General features: G+C 72.7%; 14 protein-coding genes. 8 read left to right on the top strand and 6 right to left on the bottom strand.

Going from position 1 to position 12440, the window contains the following annotated elements:
• The 7 genes from ACQP2H_RS26825 (at position 1) to ACQP2H_RS26855 (ending at position 7150) form a co-directional block, all read left to right on the top strand.
• Positions 1-1062: a THUMP-like domain-containing protein gene (locus tag ACQP2H_RS26825; RefSeq protein ID WP_433229341.1), complete on the top strand. Its 1062-nt coding sequence runs from the start codon at positions 1-3 to the stop codon at positions 1060-1062.
• 9 nt (positions 1063-1071) lie between these two features.
• Positions 1072-1551 carry a Cys-tRNA(Pro) deacylase gene (gene ybaK / locus ACQP2H_RS26830; RefSeq protein WP_363819024.1) on the top strand — a complete coding sequence of 160 codons (480 nt, stop codon included), beginning with the start codon at positions 1072-1074 and terminating at the stop codon, positions 1549-1551.
• A 212-nt stretch (positions 1552-1763) separates the two neighbouring features.
• Entirely contained in the window at positions 1764-2864 is a 1101-nt protein-coding gene (locus ACQP2H_RS26835; protein WP_219464695.1) for a sugar ABC transporter substrate-binding protein, read from the top strand.
• Positions 2865-2983: 119 nt separating this feature from the next.
• Positions 2984-3802: an ATP-binding cassette domain-containing protein gene (locus tag ACQP2H_RS26840; protein ID WP_208567949.1), complete on the top strand. Its 819-nt coding sequence runs from the start codon at positions 2984-2986 to the stop codon at positions 3800-3802.
• Positions 3799-5058, top strand: a complete 1260-nt coding sequence (locus tag ACQP2H_RS26845; RefSeq protein ID WP_208567948.1) for a sugar ABC transporter permease — start codon at positions 3799-3801, stop codon at positions 5056-5058. The genes ACQP2H_RS26840 and ACQP2H_RS26845 overlap by 4 nt, the downstream gene beginning before the upstream one ends.
• Before the next feature lie 40 nt (positions 5059-5098).
• A complete protein-coding gene (locus ACQP2H_RS26850; RefSeq protein ID WP_219464696.1) occupies positions 5099-6280 on the top strand; it encodes an ROK family protein in 1182 nt (393 codons plus the stop codon).
• A gap of 132 nt (positions 6281-6412) precedes the next feature.
• The gene (locus ACQP2H_RS26855; RefSeq protein ID WP_219464697.1) at positions 6413-7150 is read left to right on the top strand and encodes a DUF4142 domain-containing protein; all 738 of its coding nucleotides are present in this window, start codon (positions 6413-6415) and stop codon (positions 7148-7150) included.
• Between the two features lie 163 nt (positions 7151-7313).
• Here ACQP2H_RS26855 and ACQP2H_RS26860 read toward each other — a convergent pair whose 3' ends face one another.
• Genes ACQP2H_RS26860 through tsaB form a run of 4 tightly spaced genes read right to left on the bottom strand, consistent with a single transcriptional unit; the run spans position 7314 to position 9978 of the window.
• Complete coding sequence (locus ACQP2H_RS26860) at positions 7314-7568, bottom strand: hypothetical protein (RefSeq protein WP_208567945.1); 255 nt, start codon at positions 7566-7568, stop codon at positions 7314-7316.
• Between the two features lie 13 nt (positions 7569-7581).
• Entirely contained in the window at positions 7582-8628 is a 1047-nt protein-coding gene (gene tsaD / locus ACQP2H_RS26865; RefSeq protein ID WP_208567944.1) for a tRNA (adenosine(37)-N6)-threonylcarbamoyltransferase complex transferase subunit TsaD, read from the bottom strand.
• Positions 8621-9097 carry a ribosomal protein S18-alanine N-acetyltransferase gene (rimI, locus tag ACQP2H_RS26870; RefSeq protein WP_219464699.1) on the bottom strand — a complete coding sequence of 159 codons (477 nt, stop codon included), beginning with the start codon at positions 9095-9097 and terminating at the stop codon, positions 8621-8623. The genes tsaD and rimI overlap by 8 nt, the downstream gene beginning before the upstream one ends.
• Positions 9094-9978, bottom strand: coding sequence for a tRNA (adenosine(37)-N6)-threonylcarbamoyltransferase complex dimerization subunit type 1 TsaB (gene tsaB / locus ACQP2H_RS26875; protein WP_363819031.1), 885 nt, complete (start codon positions 9976-9978; stop codon positions 9094-9096). The genes rimI and tsaB overlap by 4 nt, the downstream gene beginning before the upstream one ends.
• A 290-nt stretch (positions 9979-10268) precedes the next feature.
• On the opposite strand from tsaB, the gene ACQP2H_RS26880 reads away from it, so the two are divergent.
• Positions 10269-10976 (top strand): helix-turn-helix domain-containing protein, encoded by a 708-nt coding sequence (locus ACQP2H_RS26880; protein ID WP_357535250.1) that lies wholly within the window; start codon positions 10269-10271, stop codon positions 10974-10976.
• A gap of 191 nt (positions 10977-11167) precedes the next feature.
• Here ACQP2H_RS26880 and ung read toward each other — a convergent pair whose 3' ends face one another.
• Both ung and tsaE read right to left on the bottom strand, forming a co-directional pair.
• A complete protein-coding gene (gene ung / locus ACQP2H_RS26885) occupies positions 11168-11869 on the bottom strand; it encodes a uracil-DNA glycosylase (RefSeq protein ID WP_219464703.1) in 702 nt (233 codons plus the stop codon).
• 84 nt (positions 11870-11953) lie between these two features.
• A complete protein-coding gene (gene tsaE / locus ACQP2H_RS26890; RefSeq protein WP_208568160.1) occupies positions 11954-12436 on the bottom strand; it encodes a tRNA (adenosine(37)-N6)-threonylcarbamoyltransferase complex ATPase subunit type 1 TsaE in 483 nt (160 codons plus the stop codon).
• Between the last annotated feature and the right edge of the window lie 4 nt (positions 12437-12440).

Consider the following 12440-nt stretch of genomic DNA (forward strand, 5'->3'; position numbering starts at 1 on the left):
ATGTTCCTCACCCGCCCCGGCCTGGAGCAGGCCACCCGTCGGGTCGTCGCCGACCGGCGGGCCGGGCGGCTCGCCGCCGCCGGGGTGCGCACCCTCGCCGACCTGGGCTGCGGCCTCGGCGCCGACGCGCTCGCCGCCGCCCGCGCCGGCATCCGGGTGTACGGGGTGGAGGCCGACCCGGTCACCGCCGCGCTCGCCGCCGCGAACGCCGAGGCGGCCGGCCTGGCCGGGCGGTTCACCGTCGAGTGCGGCGACGCGACGGCGTTCGACGTGACCCGGGTCGACGCGGTCTTCTGTGATCCGGCCCGACGGCGGGCCGGCACCGGACGACGGATCTTCGACCCGAACGCCTACTCGCCGCCGTGGGACTTCGTCACCGGGCTGGCCGGCAGGGTGCCGCACACGGTGGTGAAGGTGGCCCCCGGCGTCGACCACGCGTTGATCCCGGCCGGGGCCGAGGCGGAGTGGGTCAGCGTCGACGGGGACCTGGTCGAGGCGGCCCTCTGGGGCGGCCCGCTCGCCGAGGTGCCCCGCCGGGCGACCGTGCTGAGGGCGGGGACCGCCGACCGGCAGCGCCCGGCAGACGGTTCTCCCACCTGCCGTACCGCCGACCGCGATCCGGTCGCCGCCCACCAGTTGACCGGCACCGGTGCGGCCGAGGCCACGGTCGGACCGGTGCGGCGCTACCTGTACGACCCGGACCCGGCGGTGGTCCGGGCGCACCTGGTCGCGGAGCTGGCCGGCACGCTCGACGCGACGCTTGCCGATCCGAGCATCGCCTACCTCTACGCCGACGCCCCGCGGCCGACCCCGTTCGGCCGGTGCCTGGAGATCGTCGACGTGCTGCCGTTCTCGCTGAAGCGGCTGCGCGCACTGCTGCGGGAGCGCCGGGTCGGCCGGGTCGAGATCCTCAAGCGGGGCTCGGCGCTGGTGCCCGAACAGCTGCGCCGGGACCTGCGGCTGGCCGGAGAGAACCCGGCCAGCCTGGTGCTGACCCGGGTGGCCGGGGCACCGACGGTGCTGGTCGGTCGACCGGTCGCGGACGGGGCCGGGCCGGGCTAGCGTGACCGCATGGCGGGACGGTCCACCGCGGCGACAGCGCTGCTGACCAGGCAGAAGATCACCCACAGCATCCATCCGTACGACGTCTCCCCGGATGCGCCCCACTACGGCGCGCTGGTCGCGGCGGCGCTCGGGGTGCCACCGCAGCGGGTGTTCAAGACCCTCGTCGCCGAGGTGGACGGGGCGCTGACGGTGGCGGTCGTCCCGGTCACCGGCGAGCTGGACCTCAAGGCGCTGTCGGCGGCGGTCGGTGGCAAACGGGCCACGTTGGCCGACCGGGCCGTCGCCGAGCGGAGCACCGGGTACGTGCGGGGCGGGATCAGTCCGCTCGGTCAACGGCGACGGTTGCCGACGGTGGTGGACGTCTCCGCGCTGGACCACGAGACCGTCTATGTCTCGGCGGGTCGTCGGGGTCTGCAGCTCCAGCTCGCCCCGACCGACCTGGTCGCCCTCACCGGGGCCGGTACCGCGCGGATCGCCACCCGCTGACCAGCCCCGGCAGGGCGGTCGCAGACCGGACACGCAGCGTGATTGCGGGACGGGTGTCCTGCGGGTGACAACCGCGTTGCTGAATTGTTACCGCCGCCAACAAACTTCTGACCTCGGCAGTCTTGCGCCCGAGATGTGAGCGGGAATACGTTGCCGGACACAACAAAACACCGACCACTCCTTCCCCCACCCTCGAAAGGACCCGTGCAGACATGCGCAAGGGCTTCCTCACCTTCGCCGCCGTCGGCCTGCTCGCCACCGGCAGCATGGCCGCCTGTGGCGACGACTCCAGCAGCAACGACACCGGCGGCAGCGCCGCCAAGAAGCCGAAGATCGGCGTGATCCTGCCGGACAGCAAGTCCTCCGCCCGCTGGGAGACGGCCGACCGCCGGTTCCTCAAGGAGGCGTTCGACAAGGCCGGCGTCGAGTCGGACATCCAGAACGCGCAGAACGACAAGAACGCCTTCCAGACCATCGCCGACCAGATGATCACCGGTGGCGTCACCACCCTGATGATCGTCAACCTGGACTCCGGCACCGGCAAGGCCGTGCTGGACAAGGCGAAGTCGCAGGGCGTCGCGACGATCGACTACGACCGGCTCACCCTGGGCGGCTCCGCCCAGTACTACGTCAGCTTCGACAACGAGGCCGTCGGCAAGCTCCAGGGCGAGGGCCTGGCCAAGTGCCTGACCGAGAAGGGCGTCAAGAACCCGACGGTCGCCTACCTCAACGGCTCGCCGACCGACAACAACGCCACCCTGTTCAAGAACGGCTACGACTCGGTGCTCAAGCCGAAGTTCGAGTCGAAGGAATACACCAAGGGCCCCGACCAGGCCGTCCCGGACTGGGACCCGGCGCAGGGTGCCACCATCTTCGAGCAGATGCTCACCCAGACCGGCGGCAAGATCGACGGCGTGCTCTCCGCCAACGACGGCCTCGGCAACGCGGCCATCTCGGTGCTCAAGAAGAACAAGCTCAACGGCAAGGTCCCGGTGACCGGCCAGGACGCCGACGTGACCGGCCTGCAGAACATCCTCGCCGGTGACCAGTGCATGACCGTCTACAAGGCCGTCAAGAAGGAGGCCGACGCGGCCGCCGAGCTGGCCATCGCCGTGGCGAAGGGCGAGCGCAAGGAGACCGGGCAGACCGTCAAGGACCCGGAGAGCGGCCGGGACGTCCCGTCCGTGCTGCTGGAGCCGAAGGCGATCGACAAGTCGACCGTCAAGGACGTCGTGGCCGACGGCTACGTCGACAAGGCCAAGCTCTGCACCGGCGCGTACGCCGCGCTCTGCACCGCCAACGGCATCAGCTGACCCGTACGACGAGCGTCGTACCCCGCCGACGCGACGCCGCCCGGCACGGAACCTCGTGCCGGGCGGCGCTCGCCGCCGGACGGGTCCCGAGATCTTCCCTCCGTACGAAGGAGACCCCCGTGTCCGCGACCCCCCTGCTGGAACTGCGCGGGATCGACAAGAGCTTCGGTCCCGTCCAGGTCCTGCGCGACGTCGCCCTCGCCGCCCACGCCGGAGAGGTGACCGCACTGGTCGGCGACAACGGCGCCGGCAAGTCCACGCTGGTCAAGTGCATCAGCGGCATCTACCCGGCCGACGCCGGTGAGTTCCTCTTCGACGGCCGACCGGTGAGCATCAACAGCCCCCGCGACGCCGCCACGCTCGGCATCGAGGTCGTCTACCAGGACCTCGCGCTCTGCGACAACCTCGACATCGTGCAGAACATGTTCCTCGGCCGGGAGAAGCACAGCGGGCTGGTGCTCGACGAGCCGACCATGGAGCAGATGGCCGCGGAAACCCTGGCCGGGCTCTCCGTACGGACCGTGAAGTCGCTGCGCCAGCACGTCTCCAGCCTCTCCGGCGGGCAGCGGCAGACCGTCGCCATCGCCAAGGCGGTGCTCTGGAACAGCAAACTGGTCATCCTCGACGAGCCGACCGCCGCGCTGGGCGTCGCCCAGACCGCCCAGGTGCTCGAACTGGTCCGCCGGTTGGCCGACAACGGGCTGGCCGTGGTGCTGATCTCACACAACATGAACGACGTCTTCGCCGTGTCCGACCGGGTCGCCGCGCTCTACCTCGGCCAGATGGTCGCCCAGGTGAAGACCACCGACATCACCCACTCACAGGTCGTCGAGTTGATCACCGCCGGTCGTTCCGGCAATCTCGGTCTGACCGGCGAGCCGGTCACCGCCGGCAACGGCGCAGGACCCGCCGACACCACTGCAGGAGGCGTTCGATGACCACCACCGCCGTGCGCAAGGAAGGCCCGGCGGCGGTCACGCCACCGCCTACCGTCGGCAGCCACCTCCGCGGCTACTGGGGCCGGGTACGCGGCGGCGACATCGGCGCGCTGCCCGCCGTACTCGGGCTGATCGTGCTCTGCACGGTCTTCTCGGTCATGCGGCCGTCGTTCCTCACCGCCGGCAACTTCGCCAACCTGTTCACCCAGGGCGCGGCGGTCACCCTGATCGCCATGGGGCTGGTCTTCGTCCTGCTGCTCGGCGAGATCGACCTCTCGGCCGGCTTCGCCAGCGGGGTCTGCGCGGCCGTCCTGGCCAACGTCGCCACCAAGGCCGGCTACCCCTGGTACGTGGCGGTGCTCGCCGCGATCCTCACCGGCGTGGTCATCGGCACCGTGCTCGGCTTCCTGGTCGCCAAGATCGGCATCCCGTCCTTCGTGGTCACCCTGGCCGGCTTCCTCGCCTTCCAGGGCATCGTGCTGATGCTGATCAGCGGGGGCGCCAACATCTCGGTCAACGACGAGGTGCTGGTGGCGATCGCCAACCGCAACCTGCCGCCCACCCTCGGCTGGGCGCTGGCCGCCATCGCCATCGGCGGGTACGCGGCCGTGCAACTGCTGCGCCACCGCAAGCGGCTGTCCCGGGGCCTGACCACCGACCCGATGGCGGTGGTGCTCGCCCGCATCGGCGGGCTGACCCTGATCCTCGGCATCGCGGTCTACATCCTCAACCAGGAACGCAGCCGCAACGTCCTGATCAACTCGCTCAAGGGCGTACCGATCGTGGTGCCGGTCATCGCGGTGCTGCTGATCGTCTGGACCTTCGTGCTCCAGCGCACCAGCTACGGCCGGCACGTCTACGCCGTCGGCGGCAACAAGGAGGCCGCCCGCCGGGCCGGCATCAACGTCGACAAGATCCGCATCTCGGTCTTCGTGATCTGCTCGTCCATGGCGGCCATCGGCGGCATCGTCGCGGCCAGCCGGGCCAACTCGGTGGACCCGAACACCGGCGGCAGCAACGTGCTGCTCTACGCTGTCGGCGCAGCGGTGATCGGCGGCACCAGCCTCTTCGGCGGCAAGGGCCGGGTCCTCGACGCCGTGCTCGGTGGCGCGGTGGTCGCCGTCATCGACAACGGCATGGGCCTGATGGGCTACAGCGCCGGGGTGAAGTACGTCGTCACCGGCGTGGTGCTGCTCCTCGCGGCCAGCGTGGACGCGCTGTCGCGCCGCCGCGCCTCCGCCTCCGGCACCCGCTGATCCGCGTACGCCACCGGCGGGACATGGGGTGCCACCAACGATGCGGGTAGGACCGAGCCAGGACGAGATCCGGCGGCAGAACCTCGGGGCCCTGCTCCGGCACGTCCACGTGCACGGCGCCACCTCCCGCGCGGAACTCACCACCGCCCTCGGCCTCAACCGCAGCACCATCGGCGCGCTCACCTCCGACCTGGCCGGCGCCGGGCTGGTCAGCGAGGGCACGCCCAAGGAGACCGGCCGGGCCGGACGACCCTCACTGGTCGTCCGGCCCGAGTCGGCCCGGGTCTACGCGTACGCGTACTCGATCGAGGTGGACCGGCTGCGGGCCGCGCGGGTCGGTCTCGGCGGCGAGGTGCTCGACCGCCGTGAGCTGGACCGGCCGCGTGACCTGGACGCCGCGGAGACCGCCCCGATGCTGGCCGGCGCGCTCAAGCAGATGCGGGAACGGGTGGCACCCGGGTCGGTCTGCGTCGGCGCCGGGGTCGCCGTCTGCGGCATGGTCCGCAAGGCCGACGGGCTGGTCCGGCTCGGCCCCACCACCGGGTGGGTGGACGAGCCGATCGGCGCGGCGCTCGCCGCCGAGGTGGGCGTGGAGTTGCCGGTCACGGTCGGCAACGTGGCCGACGTCGCCGCCTTCGCCGAACACGCCCGGGGTGTCGCCGCCGGCTGCGACAACGTCATCTACCTCTACGGGGACGTCGGCGTCGGTGCCGGCATCATCGCCGGAGGCCGCCGGCTGACCGGCCACGGTGGCTACGGCGGCGAGGTCGGACACATGGTCGTGGTACGCGACGGCACGCCCTGCGAGTGCGGCTCACGGGGCTGCTGGGAGACCCAGATCGGCGAGTACGGGCTGCTGCGGGCCGCCGGCCGCTCCGAGGCCCGGGGCCGCGACGCGCTGCTGGCCGTGTTCGACGCCGCCGACCGGGGTGACGCCCGCGCCCAGACCGCCGTACGGCACGCCGGTGACTGGCTCGGCTTCGGCGTGGCGAACCTGGTCAACATCTTCAACCCCGAGATGGTCATCTTCGGTGGCACCATGCGGGACCTCTACCTCGCCGCCGCAGCCCAGGTCCGCAGCCGGCTCAACGAGACCGGGCTGCCCGCCTGCCTGGAACACGTCCGGCTGCGTACCCCCAAACTCGGTGACGACGCGGCCCTGATCGGCGCGGCCGAGCTGGCCTTCGAACGGCTCCTCGCCGACCCGCTCGACGCCGCCTGAACGGATACCTCCCGACTCGTGCGCCACCCGGTGAACTGATCGGCCCGACAGTCCGTACCAGTGGACGGACGGGCAGCCGGCAGGTCGCTGCCCGGCAGGACAGGTCGGCCCGGATCGAGGAGGCACCGCAGCATGGCATCGCTGGATTCCGTACGTCGTCGGCGAGGGCACCGGACCCACCGGGTGGCGGTGTTGGTCGTCACCTTCCTGGCCGGGCTGGTCGTGCTACCCGGCATGGCCGTCGCCGCTCCCGGCGTCCAGATGAACGCCGCCGACGTGGCGCTGCTCAACGGCGTTCGACTGGCCGGCCTGTGGGAGATGCCGGCCGGCACGATGGCCGCCGACAAGGGCCAGTCCGCGCGGGTACGGGAAGTCGGCGCGGAGATCGCCCGGCAGCACGGCGTCCTCGACGAACTGGTGGTGCAGGCCGCCAACAAGCTGGGCGCGACGCTGCCGAGCGACCCCACCACCGAGCAGAAGGGGTGGCTGACCGAAATGCAGAACGCCTCCGGTGCTCAGTTCGACCAGATCTTCGTCACCCGGCTCCGGGTGGCCCACGGCAAGATCTTCCCGGTGATCGGCGCGGTCCGGGCCAGCACCCGGGACAACACCGTCCGCAAGCTCGCCGACGAGGCCAACAAGTTCGTCAACGACCACATGGCCATGCTGGAGAGCACCGGCCTGGTCCGCTGGCAGCAGATGCCGCCGGCCGCGATCCCGGCCGCGCAGCAGGACTCGCTGGTCGCCGCCGCCCAGGCCGGGGCCGCCGGCCCGTCGGTCGCGATCAGCACCACCGTCGTCTGGGCGGTCTTCCTGCTCGCGCTCGGCGCGGGCGGCTACGCCACCTGGCGGATCACCCGCCGCAGCTGACCCCACGCACCTGACCCGACGGCCCGCAGGCGGCACCACCGCCGGCGGGCCGTCGGGCTGTCCGGGCCGGGGCGGCCGATTTTCCGGCCGGGGTGGCCGACTTCCGGGCGCACCGGGTTGGGGACGGCCGGCTGTCCGGGCGCACCGGGTTGGGGGCGGTCGGTCAGCGGTCGACCTGGGTGAAATCCCACGAGTGCGGGGGACGGGCGACCAGGGTGGCCGGCGGATCAGGCAACGCGCGGGGGTTGCTGCGCCACTTCGAGATGACCACCACCCGGTGGTCGGTGGACGAGAAGACCTCACTGGACAGGTGCAGCGGATCGTGCTCGAACTCCGGCAGCGCCGTCTCGCACACCCAGGTGATCAGGTCGGCGAAGCCGTACGACTCGGCCCGCGCCTCCCACATCCGTACGATCACGTCGCCCCTCCCGTCACACGCTGACCGTGGTCAGGGGCAACGCCGAGTCGGCGGGCAGGTCCAGCCGGCTCGGGCGTACCCCGGCGGCCACCAGGTGCGACCCGAGTGCGGCGACCATCGCCCCGTTGTCGGTACACAACCCCGGCCGGGGCACCCGGACCCGGATGCCGTACCGCTGCGCCCGCTGCTCGGCCATCGACCGCAGCCGTGAGTTCGCCGCCACTCCCCCGCCGATGACCAAAGTGTCCACCCCGTGTGCCCGGCACGCGGCGAGGGCCTTGCCGGTGAGCACGTCGCAGACCGCCTCCTGGAACGACGCGGCCACGTCGGCCACCGGCACCGGCTCACCGGAGCGCCGCCGGCCCTCCACCCAGCGGGCCACCGCCGTCTTCAGTCCCGAGAAGGAGAAGTCGTACCGGTGGGCGGCGAGATCCTTGGCGGCGGTGAGGCCGCGAGGGAAGGCGATCGACGCCGGGTCGCCGGACCGCGCCTCCCGGTCGATGTACGGGCCACCCGGGAAGGGCAGGCCGAGCAGCCGGGCCACCTTGTCGAACGCCTCCCCGGCCGCGTCGTCGATGGTCGCGCCCAGCGGGGTCACCCCCCGGGCCAGGTCGTCGACGAGCAGCAGCGAGGAGTGCCCACCGGAGACCAGCATCGCGATCGCCGGCGCGGGCAGCGGGCCGTGCTCCAGGGTGTCCACGGCGACGTGCGCGGCCAGGTGGTTCACCCCGTACACCGGTTTCTCGGCGGCCAACGCGTAACCCTTGGCGGCGGCCACCCCGACCAGCAGGGCACCGGCCAGGCCGGGCCCGGAGGTGACCGCGATCGCGTCGATGTCGGCGATGGTCACCCCCGCCTCGCGCAGCGCCCGGTCCATGGTCGGCACGATGGCCTCCAGGTGTGCCCGGCTGGCCACCTCGGGCACCACCCCACCGAACCGGGCGTGTTCGTCCACACTGGAGGCGAGCGCGTCGGCGAGCAGGGTGTGCCCGCGCACGATGCCCACCCCGGTCTCGTCGCAGGAGGTCTCGATGCCGAGGATCAGCGGTTCGTCAGCCATGGTCCGTCCCGTCTGCGGCCGGTTCCGCGTCACGCCGCATGACCAGCGCGTCGGTGTTGCTCGGTTGGTAGTAGCCCCGCCGTACGCCGATCGGCTCGAACCCGTACGTCGCGTAGAGCCGCTGGGCGGGGGCGTTGTCGACGGCCACCTCCAGCAGGACGCTGCCGATCCCGCGCCGGGCCGCCTCGGCGAGCAGGTCCACCAGCAGCGCCCGGCCGATCCCGCGCCGCTGGGCGTCCCGGCGGACCGCGATGTTCTGCACCCACGACTCGCCGTCCGGGTCGACGGTCAGACCCGCGTAGCCCAGCAACGACCCGTCCGTGTCCAGGGCGACCCGGTAGTAGTGGCCGCTGGCCAACTCGTTCCAGAACATCGCCGGCGACCACTGCTCGGCACCGAACAGGTCCTCCTCGATCGGCAGCACCTCGGCGACGTGCCACCAGCGGAACCGGTCGATGCGTACCGTCACGGCAGCACCGACTTGCGGCTGGTCGCCGCGACCGCGTCCGGGCGGCGCAGATACAACGGGGTGAGCGTCTCGCCGGGGGCACCCGCCCGGATCCGTTCGGCGGCCAGGGTCACCAGCGCGACGGCGTCGGGGTAGCGGGGTTCGGCGCACAGCGGCAGGCCGAGCACGTCGGCGTAGCGGTGGGCACCGTCGCCGGCCGCGACGGTCACGGCCAACTCCCGGGCCCGGGCGGCGGCGACCGCCGGGGCGTCCACCTCCGGCCCGACGATCCGCTGGCCGTCGCCGTCGTAGACCGCCCAGTAGACCTCCTTGCGCCGGGCGTCGGCGGCGACCAGCACCCGCCGCTCCCCCGCCGCCGCGTCGCCGACCGTCGCCCCGCCTGTTCCGACCTGTCCGCCCGTGGCGTCGCCGGCTGTGGCCTGTCCGGCCGTGGCGTCGCCGGCTGTGGCCTGCCCGCCCGTGGCGTCGCCGGTTCCGGCCGGCCCGGCCGTGGCGCTGCTGGCTTCGGCCTTACCGGACACGGCGTGGCCGGGCGACGCATCCGCCGTGGTGGTCGGGGTGGTGGGGTGGGCGATGCCGTCGAGCGAGCAGACGCCGTACGTGGGGATGCCGAGCACCTGGCCCATGGTGGCGGCGGTGACCAGGCCGACCCGCAGCCCGGTGAAGGGACCGGGGCCGAGCCCAGCGACGATCGCGCCGAGGTCACCCGGTCGCGCGTCGACGTCGGTGAGCACCGCCTCGACCTGCGGGGCGAGTAGCTCACCGTGGGCCCGGGCATCGATCGTGCACCGGTACGCCCGCAGCGCGACGCCGTCCGCCGTGACCTCGACCAGCGCCGCGGTGACCGCGGGGGTCGAGGAGTCCACCACCAGTACGAGCACGGTAAGCCAGCCTAGCCGTCCGCCCGCGCCGCCCGCCCACACCCCGCCCGCCAGCCACGCCCACGCCCGCCCCACCCCCGGTCGGGCAACGCCGGTGCCGCCATCGCCGGAGCCGGTCGTCGGGAGGGGCCGGCCGCAGGACGCAGGACGGTGGGGGTGGGCCGGAACGGGGTGCAGACGGTGGGGTGGGCCGGCGCGGGGTGTAGTAGTCCGTGGTAACCGTTATGCCTCTCCGTCATTTTTATGACGCACAGGCATAACGGTTACCGCCATCACCTCATCATGCTGGGATGCCTGAGAGTGGTCGCCTCACCACAGAGATCGCCGCCCTGCTGCGCCGGGAACGCCATGCCGCCGCGCTCACCCAGCAGCAACTGGCGGATCGAGCCGGGACGAGTCAGAGCGCGGTGGCCCGCATCGAGCGCGGGGAACGGGTGCCGGCCCTCCCGTTGGTGGAGCGTCTCTTCGCCGCCCTCGGCCAACAACTCGCCGTTACCGCCGAGCCGCTCGACAGCCACCTCGACGCCCGGATGGACGCCCTTGCCGCACGGTCGCTCGACGAGCGGATCGACGAACTGGGGCTGGACCGGATGTTGGAGCGGCTGGGCGATCTGCCCCACCTGGTCACCGGCGGCACCGCCGCACTGCTCCAGGGCGCGCCGGTACCGGTCGACGCGGTCGAGATCGCCGTCCGGTGGCGCGACTCCGCCCGGTTCACGGCCTGGCTGGAAGCCGCCTACGGGCAGCGCTGGAACGCCAGGTGGCGGGAGTTCGGCGGACTGTACCTGGAGCCGCAGGAGCCGGGCGAGCACTACTGGATGACCCGGTACGGCGGGATCCGTGCCCAACTGTGCGACGAGTTCCCGGAGGCGATCGAGGTGCGACACGGGGGCCGCGGCTACCGGGTGGTCCCGCTGGTCATGGTGGAGCTGACCGACCCGCAGGCCGCCGCCCTGCTGCGCCGACACCGCCAACGCTCAGCCGCCGACCGCACCTGACTCAACCCACACCTCGGTCACCGGCCACCTCCCTGGGCAGCGGGCCGAAGGAGGTGAGCCAGGGAGGTGGCCGGTGACCGAGGAGGTGAGCCGGGCGGCCGACAGCCGAGAACGGTGGGCCAGGTGGCCGCGAGGGGCGGGCCGGGCGACCGGTATGGCGGGCCGGGTGGGCGGGCGGCGGGGTGGGCGGGTCAGCCGGCCGTGCGCTCCCAGTCGATCGGGGGCGCACCCGCGTCGGCGAGGGCCTTGTTGGTGGCGCTGAACGGGCGGCTGCCGAGGAAGCCGCGCGGGTTCATCGGGCTCGGGTGGCCGGCCTCCAGCACGACGTGCCGGGTGTTGGTGACCAGGGCGGCCTTCTTGCGGGCGTAGCCGCCCCAGAGCAGGAAGACCACCGGCTCGTCCCGGGCGTCCAGGGCCCGGATCGTCGCGTCGGTGAACTCCTCCCACCCCCTGTTCGCGTGCGAACCGGGGCTGGCCTGCCGGACGGTGAGCACCGCGTTGAGCAGCAGCACACCCTGCGCCGCCCAGCCGTCCAGGTTGCCGCTGCGCGGCTTGGGCACACCGAGGTCCTCGCTCAGCTCCTTGAAGACGTTGCGCAACGACGGCGGCACGGACACCCCCTCGCGGACGCTGAAGCTCAACCCGTGCGCCTGCCCCGCCTTGTGGTAGGGGTCCTGGCCGAGGATCAGCACCCGGCACTGCTGCGGACCGCACAGCCGGTAGGCCGAGAAGAGATCGTCCAGCGGCGGAAAGACGGTCTGGGTGGCGTACTCGTGGGCGACGAACTCGGCCAGCGCCGCCGTCCGGGCCGGGTCCAGGTGCGGGGTGAGCACGGCACGCCACTCCTGCGGCAGCAGCGACAGCAGGTCGAGGGCGGGGGTGTCGTCGGGCATCGGCAACCTTTCACAACGAAGTCCACGGCACTCTAGGCAGCGGGTACGACAGCCCTCGGCGCAGGGCGGCCCTTCCGGAGCCGGTCAGCCCAGCGCGGTCAACCGTCGCGACCAGTCCCCGCCCACCGGCTCCAACTCGACCACCCGGGTGTCGTCGTCGCGCCGGTCGATGCGGACCCGCAGGTGGGCGTCGGCGAGCTGCTCGACCAGCCCTTCGCCCCACTCGACCACGGTCACCGAGTCGTCCACCGAGGCGTCGAGGTCCAGGTCGTCGATCTCGGCGCGCGGGTCGGTCGCGTCACCCAACCGGTACGCGTCGGCGTGCACCAGGGCCACCGTGCCGCCGCGTGCCGGGTCGGGCCGGTGCACCCGGGCGATCACGAAGGTCGGCGAGGTGACGTCGCCGCGTACCCCCAGGCCGGCACCGAGGCCCTGGGTGAGCGCGGTCTTGCCGGCCCCCAGCGGGCCGGTGAGCAGCAGCAGGTCACCGGCGCGCAGCACCCCGGCGAGCCGCCGGCCGAAGGCGTGCGTGTCGTCGACCGTGGGTAGCGTGACGCGTACGGTCACCGGG

This window comes from Micromonospora sp. CA-248260, from assembly GCF_050942205.1.
Classification (GTDB): Bacteria; Actinomycetota; Actinomycetes; order Mycobacteriales; family Micromonosporaceae; genus Micromonospora; species Micromonospora antibiotica.

What these genes read in the sequence shown, in the direction of transcription:
- ACQP2H_RS26845 (WP_208567948.1), top strand. Translation starts at nt 3,799, where the DNA reads ATGACCACCACCGCCGTGCGCAAGGAAGGCCCGGCGGCGGTCACGCCA.
- tsaD (WP_208567944.1), bottom strand. Translation starts at nt 8,628, where the DNA reads ATGGCTGACGAACCGCTGATCCTCGGCATCGAGACCTCCTGCGACGAG.
- ACQP2H_RS26835 (WP_219464695.1), top strand. Translation starts at nt 1,764, where the DNA reads ATGCGCAAGGGCTTCCTCACCTTCGCCGCCGTCGGCCTGCTCGCCACC.
- ybaK (WP_363819024.1), top strand. Translation starts at nt 1,072, where the DNA reads ATGGCGGGACGGTCCACCGCGGCGACAGCGCTGCTGACCAGGCAGAAG.
- ACQP2H_RS26855 (WP_219464697.1), top strand. Translation starts at nt 6,413, where the DNA reads ATGGCATCGCTGGATTCCGTACGTCGTCGGCGAGGGCACCGGACCCAC.
- ung (WP_219464703.1), bottom strand. Translation starts at nt 11,869, where the DNA reads ATGCCCGACGACACCCCCGCCCTCGACCTGCTGTCGCTGCTGCCGCAG.
- ACQP2H_RS26850 (WP_219464696.1), top strand. Translation starts at nt 5,099, where the DNA reads ATGCGGGTAGGACCGAGCCAGGACGAGATCCGGCGGCAGAACCTCGGG.
- ACQP2H_RS26880 (WP_357535250.1), top strand. Translation starts at nt 10,269, where the DNA reads ATGCCTGAGAGTGGTCGCCTCACCACAGAGATCGCCGCCCTGCTGCGC.
- ACQP2H_RS26825 (WP_433229341.1), top strand. Translation starts at nt 1, where the DNA reads ATGTTCCTCACCCGCCCCGGCCTGGAGCAGGCCACCCGTCGGGTCGTC.